The sequence below is a fragment of the Pelotomaculum sp. PtaB.Bin117 genome, from assembly GCF_002067195.1.
In the GTDB taxonomy this organism is placed as follows: domain Bacteria; phylum Bacillota; class Desulfotomaculia; order Desulfotomaculales; family Pelotomaculaceae; genus Pelotomaculum_D; species Pelotomaculum_D terephthalicicum.
Genome location: NZ_MVQM01000010.1, coordinates 1 through 12,863 on the forward strand (window position 1 = coordinate 1; position 12,863 = coordinate 12,863).

Annotated in this window: 13 protein-coding genes and 1 pseudogene; 3 read left to right on the forward strand and 11 right to left on the reverse strand. The window is 50.8% G+C overall.

Going from position 1 to position 12,863, the window contains the following annotated elements:
• A partial coding sequence (locus tag A4E54_RS00335) for a two-component system response regulator (protein WP_286723652.1) occupies positions 1-2,459 on the reverse strand: 2,459 nt, incomplete at its 3' end.
• A gap of 285 nt (positions 2,460-2,744) precedes the next feature.
• On the opposite strand from A4E54_RS00335, the gene A4E54_RS00340 reads away from it, so the two are divergent.
• On the forward strand, positions 2,745-3,041 hold the full coding sequence (locus A4E54_RS00340) for a carbohydrate-binding protein (RefSeq protein WP_240084889.1): 297 nt from the start codon (positions 2,745-2,747) through the stop codon (positions 3,039-3,041).
• Positions 3,042-3,078: 37 nt separating this feature from the next.
• Here A4E54_RS00340 and aroB read toward each other — a convergent pair whose 3' ends face one another.
• The 6 genes from aroB to mobA are packed head-to-tail and all read right to left on the reverse strand — an operon-like array spanning position 3,079 to position 7,858.
• On the reverse strand, positions 3,079-4,164 hold the full coding sequence (gene aroB / locus A4E54_RS00345) for a 3-dehydroquinate synthase (protein ID WP_286723657.1): 1,086 nt from the start codon (positions 4,162-4,164) through the stop codon (positions 3,079-3,081).
• A 3-nt stretch (positions 4,165-4,167) separates the two neighbouring features.
• On the reverse strand, positions 4,168-4,683 hold the full coding sequence (locus tag A4E54_RS00350) for a shikimate kinase (RefSeq protein ID WP_240084891.1): 516 nt from the start codon (positions 4,681-4,683) through the stop codon (positions 4,168-4,170).
• Positions 4,684-4,689: 6 nt separating this feature from the next.
• Positions 4,690-5,850 (reverse strand): chorismate synthase, encoded by a 1,161-nt coding sequence (gene aroC / locus A4E54_RS00355; RefSeq protein WP_286723661.1) that lies wholly within the window; start codon positions 5,848-5,850, stop codon positions 4,690-4,692.
• Between the two features lies 1 nt (position 5,851).
• Positions 5,852-6,739 (reverse strand): shikimate dehydrogenase, encoded by an 888-nt coding sequence (aroE, locus tag A4E54_RS00360; RefSeq protein WP_240084892.1) that lies wholly within the window; start codon positions 6,737-6,739, stop codon positions 5,852-5,854.
• Positions 6,723-7,244 carry a YqeG family HAD IIIA-type phosphatase gene (locus A4E54_RS00365; RefSeq protein ID WP_353681800.1) on the reverse strand — a complete coding sequence of 174 codons (522 nt, stop codon included), beginning with the start codon at positions 7,242-7,244 and terminating at the stop codon, positions 6,723-6,725. Before A4E54_RS00365 ends, aroE begins: the two co-directional genes overlap by 17 nt.
• Positions 7,245-7,255: 11 nt before the next feature.
• Positions 7,256-7,858 carry a molybdenum cofactor guanylyltransferase gene (gene mobA / locus A4E54_RS00370; protein ID WP_240084894.1) on the reverse strand — a complete coding sequence of 201 codons (603 nt, stop codon included), beginning with the start codon at positions 7,856-7,858 and terminating at the stop codon, positions 7,256-7,258.
• 294 nt (positions 7,859-8,152) lie between these two features.
• On the opposite strand from mobA, the gene A4E54_RS00375 reads away from it, so the two are divergent.
• Entirely contained in the window at positions 8,153-8,545 is a 393-nt protein-coding gene (locus A4E54_RS00375; protein ID WP_240084895.1) for a sigma-70 family RNA polymerase sigma factor, read from the forward strand.
• On the opposite strand, the gene A4E54_RS00380 is transcribed toward A4E54_RS00375, so the two are convergent.
• From A4E54_RS00380 to A4E54_RS00395, 4 genes are all read right to left on the reverse strand, one after another.
• Positions 8,514-10,016: a recombinase family protein gene (locus A4E54_RS00380; RefSeq protein WP_240084896.1), complete on the reverse strand. Its 1,503-nt coding sequence runs from the start codon at positions 10,014-10,016 to the stop codon at positions 8,514-8,516. The genes A4E54_RS00375 and A4E54_RS00380 overlap by 32 nt on opposite strands.
• Positions 9,989-10,171, reverse strand: coding sequence for a hypothetical protein (locus tag A4E54_RS00385; protein ID WP_240084897.1), 183 nt, complete (start codon positions 10,169-10,171; stop codon positions 9,989-9,991). Before A4E54_RS00385 ends, A4E54_RS00380 begins: the two co-directional genes overlap by 28 nt.
• 301 nt (positions 10,172-10,472) lie before the next feature.
• Entirely contained in the window at positions 10,473-11,186 is a 714-nt protein-coding gene (locus tag A4E54_RS00390) for a LolA family protein (RefSeq protein WP_240084898.1), read from the reverse strand.
• Positions 11,187-11,303: 117 nt separating this feature from the next.
• Positions 11,304-12,455, reverse strand: coding sequence for a hypothetical protein (locus tag A4E54_RS00395; protein WP_240084899.1), 1,152 nt, complete (start codon positions 12,453-12,455; stop codon positions 11,304-11,306).
• Between the two features lie 100 nt (positions 12,456-12,555).
• Here A4E54_RS00395 and A4E54_RS00400 point away from each other — a divergent pair.
• Positions 12,556-12,863 (forward strand): annotated as a pseudogene (locus A4E54_RS00400) (sigma factor-like helix-turn-helix DNA-binding protein); the annotation flags it as partial.

Below are 12,863 nucleotides of genomic sequence, written 5' to 3' on the forward strand. Positions count from 1 at the left end.
AGCGTGCTTTTCCTGCGAATCATTTCTTCAAATCGATCGGGCGGAACAGGCTTTCCGAAAAGATAACCCTGCATTTCATCACATTGATGCTGTCTCAAAAAGTCGTACTGCGCTTCGGTCTCCACGCCTTCCGCCACCACTCCGAGCTTGAGGCTTTGTCCGAGCACGATCACTGTTGAAGCAATCGCCTCATTATCCTGTTCGGTACCTATTTCACTGACAAAAGACTTGTCGATTTTTAATTTGTTGATAGGGAAACGTTTTAAATAATTAAGCGAGGAATAACCCGTGCCGAAGTCGTCTATGGCCAATTGAATACCCATATCCTTTAATTCGTGAAGCATTTTTACGGTATATTCGGCGTTTTGCATGGCCACACTTTCAGTTATTTCCAATTCCAGCCAATTTGGTTCCAGGCCGGTTTCCCGCAATATCCGTGACACTACTTCAACTAAATTTTGCAATTGAAACTGGCGCGCCGAAAGGTTTACCGCCACGCGCAAAGGGGGCAGGCCCGCGTCCTGCCAGGTCTTGTTTTGAGCGCAAGCGGTGCGCAATACCCATTCGCCTATCGGTACAATCAACCCGGTATCTTCCGCCAGGGGGATAAAATCCCCCGGCAGGATCAGTCCCCGCCCGGGAATCTGCCAGCGTACCAAAGCTTCCATGCCGATTATCTTTCCCGTATTCATATTTACCTTGGGCTGGTAATAAACCACAAACTCATTGCGATCCAGCGCGCGGCGCAAGCCGTTTTCCATAGCCAGCCGTTCAAAGGCTTTGGCGTTCATGGCCGCAGTATACAGCTGGTAGTTATTCTTGCCGTTTTCTTTGGCCCTGTACATCGCGGTGTCGGCATTTTTCAGCAAGCTCTCGGCATCTTCACCGTCGTTTGGATAGAGGGCTATACCAATACTCGTGGAGATATAAAGCTCGTGAACGCCGATATGCACCGGTTCTCTGATGGCCCGGAGAATTTTCCGGGCGACCTTAACCGCGTTTTCCGCCTGAAGTATTTCCGGCAACAGCACGGTAAACTCGTCGCCTCCCAATCTTGCCACAGTATCGTCTTCACGCACATATCCGACCAGCCGCCCGGCGATAATTTTCAGCATCTGGTCCCCCATATCGTGCCCCAGCGTATCGTTTACCAGTTTAAACCGGTCCAGGTCGAGAAACAGCACCGCCAGCATTTGCTTATTGCGCTTTGCGCGGGCTATTTCCAAAGCAAGACGGTCCTTGAAAAGCATCCGGTTGGGCAGACCGGTTAAAGCGTCGTGAAAAGCCTGGTGCCGGATCGTTTCCTCATAACGCTGTCTTTCCGTGATGTCTCTTGAAACAAATACCACCCTGCTCTCGCCGGTGGCGGTCCGGTATGTCTTTCCCGTGCTCTCAAACCAGCGCAGCTCCCCGCTCTTATGAATAAATCTAAAGATAACCTGTTCTATGGTCCTATGCTCAAAAACCCTCCTGAATGACGCTTTGACAGCGGGGCAATCCTCGTGATAAACCAGATCGGCAACTTTTCTGCCGATCAGCTCACCGGGTGCAAAACCCAAGACATCCCGGTAGTTCGGACTCAGGTACAAATAACGTTCATCACAGTCTATCTCACTGATTAGATCATAAGTGTTTTCGGCAAGTGTGCGGTGGCGCTCCTCACTCTCACGCAAGGCCTCTTCCGACCGCTTCCGCTTGGTGATATCGCGCAGGATAACGGTAAACAACCGCTGCTCGTCAAAATAAAATTCACTTATTGTTAATTCTATGGTTCGCGCGGAGCCGTCTTTTCTACGTCCGGAAATTTCCCTGATCGCGCCGGCGCGCTGGTATCTCCCGGTGAGTTGGCCGCCGGACAAGCAGGCGTCGAATTCTTTACTGAATTCCGGCATGAGCAGGTTAATGTCCCGTCCGAGGACATCCCTGCACCCGTAGCCGAAGATACGTTCCGAGGCAGGATTAAAAGACTGAACGACACCGCCCGCGTCGATGGTAATGATACCGTCAAGCGCATGGTCCACCAGCGTCCGGTTGAACGCCTCGCTCTGCTCAAGCGAAGCCTCGGCGTGCCTGGTATACATCATCCGCCGCACGCGATGACGCAGAACCGCCCATTGAATAGGTTTCGTTATATAGTCGGTAGCCCCCGCTTTGAAAGCCATGTCAACGTCTTTATCATCATCCAGCTTGGTAATCATGATTACCGGTACGCGATCTCCGCCGGGGAGCTCCTGCAGCCGGGTGCAGGCGGTAAAACCATCCATTACCGGCATCATGCAGTCCATCAAAACAATCTGCGGCCGGTAATGTCTAAAGGCGGACAGCGCCTGCACCCCGTTCTCCGCGTCAATAACATTATAGCCATCGTTTTCCAGAATCTGACGCAGTTTAAACCGCATATATTTAGAGTCGTCCACCACGAGAATCAAGGAATTCTTTACTGCTGCTTTATCGTCCATTTTTACCTCTTTGGCGATACTATATTACCCATGTCATCCACCGTACGTTTGAGAGTAGTAACGATGACATTATAAAAGTGTCACGGGGTACTAATAATGGATCATTATTCTACATAATAACCCATAATTCCTTCCGCTTAAAAATTCAGATTGTTATAAATTTTATGAATAATATGACTGTATTAAGCTTGCAAACCGATTTGACATTAATATACGGTAATAAAAAGCTTGTTAAAAGGCAAGATAAATAATAGTTTCACTAAATATATACATGGGGGGACTTAAATGATGGCAAAAGGTTGGAACGACTTTCAAAAAGGCGTGGAAGTAAAAGCCAGTGATTATAGCAATGATATTACCATCTGCTATAACGGCCTTCTGGCGAAATCAGGTGCCGACCAGGTATTTTTGCATTACGGTTTCGGCGACCACTGGATGGATTCAAGCACTGACAAAATGAATAGAACTTACCGGGGATGGGAAAAGAACATCAGAATGAAAAGCGACAAGGTGAATTTTTGCTTCAAGGACTCCGCCGACCACTGGGACAACAACAGCGGCAGCAACTGGATAGTTCGTTAGCGGCAAGGGGCAGTTGAACTGCCCCTGTTTAATCAAATCACGGTGCTTGATTCAGGTGCTTCTCAATCACCTCAGCGCTTAAATCTTTATTTACCGACACCTTGCCGATACTCAAGGGAAGAACAAACGCCAGACGCCCGCCGGCAGCTTTTTTATCGTGCTGAAAACTATCGACAAGGTTTTTTGGCGTAAGGTTCCTGGGCATTTCCAGCGCCAGACCCGCACGGCGGATTAGCGCTTCGATCCGGCCGAGAGCGGAAACGCTTAATAGCCCGAGCGCCGCAGCCAGCCGGGCGGCGGCCGCCATGCCTATGCCCACCGCTTCACCGTGCGTGTATCTGCCGTAGCCGGTCAGAGTCTCGACGGCATGGCCGAAAGTGTGCCCGTAATTCAGGATAGCCCTAAGGCCACCCTCGGTTTCATCTTGCTCCACCACTGCCGCCTTAATCCGGCAGGACTCCCGGACCACATGAATAAGCGCCTCGGTGTCACCTGCCAGCAGCGCCTCGATGTTTTCTTCCAGCCAGGCAAAAAAATCTTCGCTCCAAATAACACCGTACTTGACCACTTCGGCCAGTCCCGACCGCAATTCACGTGGAGGCAGGGTCTTTAACAAGGCTACATCGGCTAATACGAAACCGGGCTGATAAAAAGCCCCGATCATATTTTTACCCCTGGGGTGGTTTACCGCCACTTTGCCGCCGACACTGCTGTCCACCTGGGCCAGCAGCGTAGTCGGCACCTGGATAAAAGGCACTCCGCGCAGGTAAGTGGCCGCGACAAAACCCGCCACGTCTCCGGTCACCCCGCCGCCCAGAACAACCACCGGGCTTTTTCGGTCAAGCCCTATGTCAAAAGCCAAATCGTAAAGGTGCCCGGCCGTGGCCAATGTTTTATTCTGCTCCCCATCGCCAATCACTCCAAAAGCCACCTGAAAACCGGCTTCCTTGAGGCTTTTCTCAGCATGCGTTCCGTATAGGCTTCTGACGGTGCAATTGGTGATCAACAGCGCTTTTTCCCCCACAGGCAAGGCTTTCAAGCAACTCCCCAGCTCTTTTATTATGCCGGCGCCGATATAGATCGGGTAACTTCTGGCACCCAGATCAACTTTAATAATTTCCATGCTTTACAGCTCCTGCTTTTCCTTGAGATACGCGACAATCATTTCCACAACTTTCTCCTGGGGAAACTCGCCGGTGTCCACCGTATAGTCAGCCACATCGTAAACGTTCCGGCGCTCCATTAACAAATTCTCAATCTGTTCTTTTAAGTCGCCTTTAGCAAGCAGGGGGCGGTTCTTCTTTTTTTTTAATCTGTTGAAAATAACTTCCGGCATGGCCTTAAGACCGATCAAAACGCCGTTGCTTTTCAGAAGGCGGACGTTTTCCGGGTCCAATACCATTCCCCCGCCGGTTGATATGACCAGTCCTTCTTGCAGAGCAAGTTTTTTTACCAGAAGCGCTTCCTCAGAACGAAAACGAACCACACCGTGCCGGGCAAAAATCTGTGTCACAGTTTTACCGGTAATACTCTCAATTTCCGTATCGGTATCAATAAACTTTCGATTGAGCCGGTGCGCCAAGCGGCGGCCCACCGTCGACTTGCCTGTTCCCATGAACCCGATTAAAACAATATTTTTCAATAAACACTACACCTGCCTTTGATACAACAGGTAGTTATACCAATTGTCCTTTAATTCCGCCAGGCTGTCGCCTCCGCACTTTTCCACACATGCCGCGGCGATTTCCCAGGCCACCACCGCCTCGCCAATCACGCAGGCGGCGGGAACGGCGCAGATGTCGGAACGCTCCACTGACGCTTCCACAGGCTCCTTGGTGATTAGGTCAACACTGCGCAAAGGCCGGTATAGTGTCGGTATCGGTTTCATCGCTGCACGAAGCACCACAACCTCCCCATTTGTCACACCGCCCTCAATACCCCCGGCGCGGTTGGTCATGCGGTAGAATCCCCTGTCTTGCCCGTAAAAAATTTCGTCTTGTACCAGCGAACCCGCCTGCCCCGCCGCCGCAAACCCCAGCCCAATCTCCACGCCTTTCACGGCCTGAATACTCATGACGGCGGCAGCCAGGCGGCCGTCCAGTTTCCGGTCCCATTGCGCGTAACTGCCCAAACCGGCCGGAACACCGTAAGCATTAATTTCAAAGATGCCGCCGAGCGTGTCGCCTGCCTTGCGGGCCTGATCGATTTCAGCGATCATTCGCTGCTCCGCGTCAGGGTCCGCGCACTGGAGCTGCGAACCGGCCATTTCAGCTGCCAGCTCCTCCATGTCGAGGCTTCCCGCCACAGCCTCCGTACCGCCAATCCTCACTACCCGTCCGACAATTTTGATCCCCAACTCTTCCAGGAGCCGCCGGGCCACACTGCCCACCGCCACCCTGGCGGCAGTTTCCCTGGCGCTGGAGCGCTCCAGCACATTGCGGATATCTCCATGCCGGTATTTCATAGCTCCCGCGAGGTCGGCGTGGCCCGGCCGCGGCCGTGTGACCACCCGTTCTCCCACACGCCCGTCCGGTTCCGGCGACATCACCCCGGACCAGTTGTCCCAATCTTTGTTCTCCACCTGAAGGGTGATCGGGCTGCCAAGAGTCAGACCGCCGCGCACCCCTGACAGGAAACGCACTGTGTCGCTCTCAATTTTCATCCTGGCGCCGCGGCCGTACCCTCCCTGGCGGCGGGCCAGTTGTCTGTTGATGTAATCACCGGCCAAGGACAGACCGGCCGGCATGCCCTCAATAATCGCGGTGAGAACCGCGCCGTGCGATTCTCCCGCGGTAAGATACCTCAACAATTCAAATCCTCCATTGCAAGCATTTTAGCAAGCTTTCCCTCATTACCTCAACCGGAGCCGCTTTACCGGTCCACATTTCAAAAGACAGGACACCTTGGTATAAGAGCATGCCCAGACCGTTCAAAGCAACCGCGCCGGCTTGCACGGCGCGTTTCATGAAAAGGGTTTCCGCAGGATTGTATACCAGATCGCAGACTACCTGCCCCGGACTAAACGAGGAAAAGGGCAGCGAAATAGACGAGCCTTCATCCGGATACATCCCCACCGGCGTGGTCTGCACCACCAGATCGGCCGGCGGCGTTTCAGGCGGATCTGGTTTTTTTCCGCTCCCGGGCCATGCGACCACTTCGGCGGCCGCCGGCCCCGCGTTTTCCACCAGCAGCCCGGCCAGCGCTTCCGCCCGCTCTCTTGAGCGATTGGCCAAAAACACCTTCCTCGCTCCGGCCAGGACCAACTGGACCGCCACGGCCCGCGCCGCGCCGCCCGCACCCAGGATCAGCGCCGTCTTACCGGCGGGGTTGAATCCGGCCTGTTCCAGCAAAGCCCGCAAAAACCCTCTCCCGTCAGTATTATCACCGAGCAGGCGCCCCGCCTTGTTGACAATCGTATTGACCGCGCCGATCAAGCGGGCTTCTTCGGTAACTTCATCTAACAGGGGCAGCACGGCTTGTTTATGTGGAATAGTTACGTTTACTCCCGCCAGCCCCAAGGCTCTAACCGCTGCCACCGCTGCCGGAAGACAGGCGGGTTCAACCAGAAAAGGCACGTATACAAAATCAAGCTCAAGCGCGTTAAAAGCAGCGTTATGCATCACCGGGGAAAAAGAATGTTCCACGGGACAGCCGTAAATACCGCATACTTTTGTCCGGCCGCTAATCCCGGTCAACATAGACAACCTCTTTGTACTTGCTCAGCCTGGCCAGCACAAGCTTTTCCAAAGGGCGGCAAATCAGCCTCGAACCCCAGAAATCCTTGCCTTCCATTGGAACAACCAATATAGTGTGCAAACCTGCCAGATTCCCGCCTAAAATATCGGTAAATATCTGGTCGCCAACCAGCGCGGTTTCTTCAGGAGAGGTTCCCAACATTCTCATAGCCCGCCGGAACGGTTTAACCCACGGCTTAACCGCGCGGTGAACCGAAGGAACCTCCAGCAACCCGGCGATGGCCACCACGCGTTTACGCCTGTTGTTGGAAATAATGCCCACTTTGAAACCATGCCGGCGCAGCTCGCAAATATACCCGGAAACCTCCGGGGGAAACTGATACGAATCCCTCCGGATAATAGTATTGTCCAAATCGAAAAGGACTCCCTTTATCCCCAGCTCTTTCAGCCATTCAATTTGAATATCGGTAATCGATGACACGTAAATTTTTGGATATAATAATTTCAACAAGCCCCGCTCTACCTTTCTCCATCCTTGTCGGCCATCTCTCTCGCCTTATGCAAATCCGCCGGTGTATTGACATTGAAATAGACAGTTTTAATATCGATATCCGGACATAAACTTTCCATGCTTACATAATTTACCTTTACAAGAGAATAAAAATCATCTGTTTTGTATCTGTCCGCCGATAACGATTTTTCAATGGCCGACAGACAGCTCCGGCTGTAAGCGGCAAACAGAGGCTGCCGGTAAATTCCGTAACTCGGCACGGCGACATCGTATCCTTCCAATTGCCTGATCATAAAGCCCGCCAGTTCCGCGGTGATGAAAGGCATATCGCAGGCAACGACCAGGATCTTCTCATGTAATGCCGCGTGAAGCGCGGCATGGATGCCGCACAGCGGGACATTGCCTTTAATGAGGTCGGCGACAACTCTCAGCCCGAGGTTCCGGCCTGTTTCCATGCTGCCCCCGGAAATTAAAACCTCGGAAAACACCTTTTTAAATTCACCGGCTATGTGTTCAAGCATACCTTGCCGCCCTACTTTCAGAAACGCCTTATCAGTGCCCATGCGAACGCTTTTCCCGCCGGCCAGAATCACTCCTGTAGCTTGAATCATCTTATCCCTGCATCCTTCCATTATGCGATAAATAGAGTAAAAAACCAATATCTATATTTTACCCATGCCCGACTGCTAAAACAACTAAATCCAACAAGAACAGGTTACTACCATTATAATCTCCGGGCGGTATAAAAAGCCACCATATTATTATTGCTTCTCCGGCCGGACAAAAAAACCTTTATTTAAACAATTAAACAATTTTTACGAGGACTTGCACCATTACCGCCACCGGAATCATATTATTATTTTATATGCGTGAATCATCAAACGAATTAGGAGGGATAAATGTAGATGCTATCTGGTCTCTGGGCTTTGACCGTGGTATCTCTGGTCAACGGTCTCCTGCTGCTCGTCTCTTACATCGCTAACAATTCCTTTCCGCAGCCGCTGTCTGAGGAAGAAGAGCTAAAGTACCTCCGGCTATTAAGCGGTGGCGACGAAGAAGCGCGCAATGTCCTCGCTGAGAGGAATTTACGCTTGGTGGCACATGTCGTCAAGAAGTTCGACAGCACCGGAGAAGATTCGGAAGACTTGATATCCATTGGTACAATCGGTTTGATTAAGGCGATTAACACCTTCAACCCCGGTAAAGGGACCCGGCTGGCAACCTACGCGGCAAGATGTATTGAGAATGAAATCCCGATAACAATAACTAGCGGGTTGAACCGGAAAAACTGGAACTAATCTCTTGTTCCGTCAGTTTTGCCGATATTATTATTTGAATGTCGTGCAAGCCCTTGCTACCGGGTCTGCCGCGGCCGGACACCGCGACCCGCGCCACCAAAGTCCTTACCAACGCTTTCTTTTCTTCAAACTTCAGTTTATCCAGCCCGGCCAATACTCCTTCAGCCAGTGCCCGGGTTTCCTCCAATCCGGCACTGTACTTTTCCATCTCCCGCAAGGCGACTTCCAGCTCTTGCTTGCGTTTCTCAAGTCTCTCCTGCCGTCCCTTCAGGCTGGCAAGTTTGGCTTTGGTCCTGACATCCAGCTCAAACAGCCCGGTAGAAAGAGCGTCCAACACAGCCTCCCGGCCTTTAACCAGATCTCCCAGGTGTTTCTCCACGCGCTCCAACTCCCTGCGCGTTCCTTCGTGGCAATTAATGTTGGCCATTGCTTCCCGCGCCAGGGCGTCCGAGTCTTGCAGCCAGGCGCAAACCTCTTTCCAGACCACGTTTTCAATGGCACGGGCCTGTACGGCCTTAGGCGGATGACATCCTGCATTTTTCGCGCCCTGATGATTTTTCCGGCAAGTGTAGCGGCGTTCCTTCTTGCCCCACCAGGTGGCATAGACACCGGTCATGGTGTTCTCACAATCAGAGCAGGTAATTAGGCCTGACAGCAAATAACTGTGCCTTCCTTTACCGGCCCACAAGCGGCGGGCATCTTTCAGTTTTTGCTGCGTCTTGGACCAAACTTCTTCTTCTATCAAAGAAGGAACTGGTATAAACACATCTTTATACCGCCAAAGTCCGATGTAGACAGGATTGATTAATATCTGGCGGATTACATTCCGGTGCCACCCGCCTTTCCTCTTTCTGGTCGGGACGCCGGCTTGATTCAAGCGCCGGGCCACTCCGTTTATCCCTATGTCCTCACTGACGAACCAGGAGAATATATCTTTTACTACCGCCGCTTCGCTCTCATTTACAGACACAACCCCGGTCTCCTGGCTGTAGGAGTAGCCGAAAGCGTAAAATCCAACCGGGATCCCGCCCTGCCTCGCTTTTTGGGTTTTACCCCTGCACATGCGGTCCCGGATCTTTTCCCGCTCGTACTCGGCGATGGCTCCGCGGATAGAATAGAAAAGCCTGCCTTCAGGCGTATCCTGCCAAGTAAAGTCCAAAAATTCCAGCCGGACGCCGGCCTTTTCAAATTCTTCAGTCAAAAGCAGCTGCTGGACCAGCTTTCTGGATAACCGGTCAGGGTCGCGCACGATAATCACGTCCACCTGGCAATTCCTTACCGCTTCCCTTAAGAGTGAAAGGCCGGGCCTGTCCATTATTTTACCGGTGATTCCTTCATCAGCGTATTCAGTTGTTACTGACGCCCCCAGTAACAGGGCGCGGCTGCGGCAGGCTTCCCGCTGTTCGGACAGGGAATAACCGTGCCGCGCCTGGTCCTCTGTGCTCACCCGGACATAGATTGCCGCGTGCAACGGTTTCTCGCCTCCAGTTCCCGCCGGACTTTTCCCGCAAGCAAGCGGTAGGCGTCCTTCAGACCGCCGCCGCCTTCTGAGCAGACCACTCTAACAGTGACAAGCGGCTCTCCTTTTTCTTTTTTATTTTCTATTTTCCCACTAACGGCGCTCATTCCACCCCGCTCCCTTCGCTAAATACTACGCCGCTTCGGGATTGTCCTAAAACTACCATAAAAAATAATATCAAAAAAATTTCGATTTCGTTTTATTGACGTTGCCGATATGCAGAAATTCCTGCAAAACAAGAAAAGAAGACGGTAGGCGCGAATAAATCCAGCATTTTTTGGGGCAAGCCATTAAAGGTAGGTTAATGAATCTCAACGTCTTCATTAAAAGGCAAAGCGACATATTGATAATCACTTAAAAAGAAAAACCGCCTGAGGTCTAACCTCAAGCAGCTTTTCTGCGTCTTGTTTACTGTCCGGCGCCGGGTACTTTAGGTAAATTATTCAGCATTTCGCTCATATCGGTTACAGCCACACCGGCCGGCAGCTGGAAGGTGTTCGCCGGTTGTTTTCCTACTGTCATATTTTTATATTCAATAACCATCTTGTTGCCGTCGGCGCCTGTTACCTCCAGGCGGACAGGGATGCCGTAATCCTCCCGCACCCACATTTTCGTAGTTTCCTTTCCATCAGCGCTTGTAACGGCAATAACCTTACACTTTACTCCATCGTAAACCGTCGTTTCCAGGATCTCGTATTTATCCGGAGCCGTATCTACGTCCGCGCTATATTCGAAAGGATTCACCGATTGTTGATTGTCTTGTTTTTCCAGAGCCATTTTCATCGCTGTGTTTTCATCGGGATAATAAGTGTAAAACGCACTGCCGTCAATGATAGTAATGGTTTTTTTACCCTCTGCCGTGGATTCACTTTTCACTTTTTCTCCTTCAATCCACATTTTCCCGCTCATAACAGCGTCCTTTGATGTCATGCTGTAGTCAAAAGATAAACCCTCGATTTTCTTGCCCTTGGCGAAAAGACTTGCGGCAGATTCTTCATTGGCAGCAGTTTGCTGACTGGTTGGCTGACTGCCGTTTTCCTTCTTGTTCCCCCCGCAGCCTGCCATAATAAGGCATGATAGAATAAAAACCAGGGACAATAAAAATGACAAACATCTCTTCATGATATAAATCCTCCTTCGCCTGTTTATATAAATAATACGTTAAAAAAACAATTTATCCTTTTTTTGAATATTTTTTCAACATCCGCCCCACAAAATGGCCCAATTGCCTGTTTATCCTTACCCATTTATTTCCCGGCAAAGATCTTGAAAAATCCAGCCGACCCCGTCCCGCCAATGATCATCTTCAGCATAATGCCGGTTGATCCAGGTTAAGGCATCCATTGCTTCCGGTTTTGTCCAAAGTAAATTTGATATGGTTTTCGACGCTATCCTGGCTGAATCCTGAATGCTTGTGTTGTACTCAGTCCAGCTATGATAAACATTGAAGGGGTTGTTGGCGATTGCGACAGCTTCCTTGTCCTGCCTGGGCACAAAAGACTGTTCCTGCCCCGTTATGGCAAAAAGGAAAATGGGGTTGACGTTAAATTCTTTGGCTGACTGGACAATGACCGAGAAATATGGCTCTTCCGCCAGGATTGAATTTCTTTTAAGCAGCGACTGCCTTAATTTTGCAGTATTGACTTCCTGGTACAGCAGATCCTCCGGACGAATTTCCAGTTGCGTTGTGGGCTGATGCGCCTTATTTGTTGTGTTATTGGATACTATCATCTGACGAAAAGAAAGCGGCAAAATATTTAGAGGCTGCAACGAAACGGCTATAGATATAAGGAGGATGGCAGTCATGACCTGGCAGGACTTATTTTTCAACCAAGCCCCGGAAGCACGCCGGCATACTCCGGCAACTCGTTTCAATAACCAGGCTCCAATTTGGGGCAGAGCCGGCTTTGGCAAAGGATGAAAATTTTCCGGTTCAAACTCAACATTATGCAAGCACTCCAGGATGAGACTCCAATCATGCTGCACTATATCGCCGGCATACCGGCGCACTTTGTCGACGAATTTGCGCAGAGTTTCCCTGGAAACGGGAATTTCCTGCCGGCCATTAACCCACCGGGTAAGCGCCTCCGTATAATCTTCCTCATAGTTTTGAATGGCAATGCAGGTCTTAAAGATATCGTCGTCGTTAATAGTGTAATGATTTGTGGAAACTGCTTTTTGTAATAAGCTGCCCCTAATTTGAGACCTGTATCTTTCATTAAACTCTTGAAGATGCCTGTCAATTATTTTGCGGACGGCATCCGCCAGAATATTTGCCCGTTCATGGCTGCCGGAGCCGGGATATTTTTTGCGGATATAATCACGCAAAATAAATATGTCGTTATTCCTCAAGACTGGCGTTTTCTTTAAACATTCCAGAACTGCCTGCATTTTTTCCTTCCCCCGGGCCAACTGTTTGCGCTGGGACTTCTTGGTTAATTATACCATAAGTTCGGCCCGAGAAACCCAAATCTATCTGCCGGGCTTTGTTATTGAGATTGAAATCCTTATGCACCTGCGGTATATAAAAAAAGTCAAGGCTGAAATATCCCTCTACGACCCCATTGGGGTCGATAAAGAAGGCAACGAGATTACCCTGGTAGACATTCTGGGCACACATCCTGAGATTGTGGCGGAAACTGTGGAAAACAGATTTGAGCAAAAACGTCTCCGGGAAAAAGTGAGCCATTTGACGCGCCGGGAAAAGAAAGTGCTGGAGTTGAGATTCGGGCTGGAGAACGGCGCGCGGCAAACCCAGCGGGAAATCGCCAGAAACCTGGGCATATCACGATCATATGT

What these genes read in the sequence shown, in the direction of transcription:
- aroB (WP_286723657.1), bottom strand. Translation starts at nt 4,164, where the DNA reads ATGGAAATTATTAAAGTTGATCTGGGTGCCAGAAGTTACCCGATCTAT.
- A4E54_RS00390 (WP_240084898.1), bottom strand. Translation starts at nt 11,186, where the DNA reads ATGAAGAGATGTTTGTCATTTTTATTGTCCCTGGTTTTTATTCTATCA.
- aroE (WP_240084892.1), bottom strand. Translation starts at nt 6,739, where the DNA reads ATGTTGACCGGGATTAGCGGCCGGACAAAAGTATGCGGTATTTACGGC.
- A4E54_RS00340 (WP_240084889.1), top strand. Translation starts at nt 2,745, where the DNA reads ATGATGGCAAAAGGTTGGAACGACTTTCAAAAAGGCGTGGAAGTAAAA.
- A4E54_RS00395 (WP_240084899.1), bottom strand. Translation starts at nt 12,455, where the DNA reads ATGCAGGCAGTTCTGGAATGTTTAAAGAAAACGCCAGTCTTGAGGAAT.
- A4E54_RS00385 (WP_240084897.1), bottom strand. Translation starts at nt 10,171, where the DNA reads ATGAGCGCCGTTAGTGGGAAAATAGAAAATAAAAAAGAAAAAGGAGAG.
- A4E54_RS00375 (WP_240084895.1), top strand. Translation starts at nt 8,153, where the DNA reads ATGCTATCTGGTCTCTGGGCTTTGACCGTGGTATCTCTGGTCAACGGT.
- mobA (WP_240084894.1), bottom strand. Translation starts at nt 7,858, where the DNA reads ATGATTCAAGCTACAGGAGTGATTCTGGCCGGCGGGAAAAGCGTTCGC.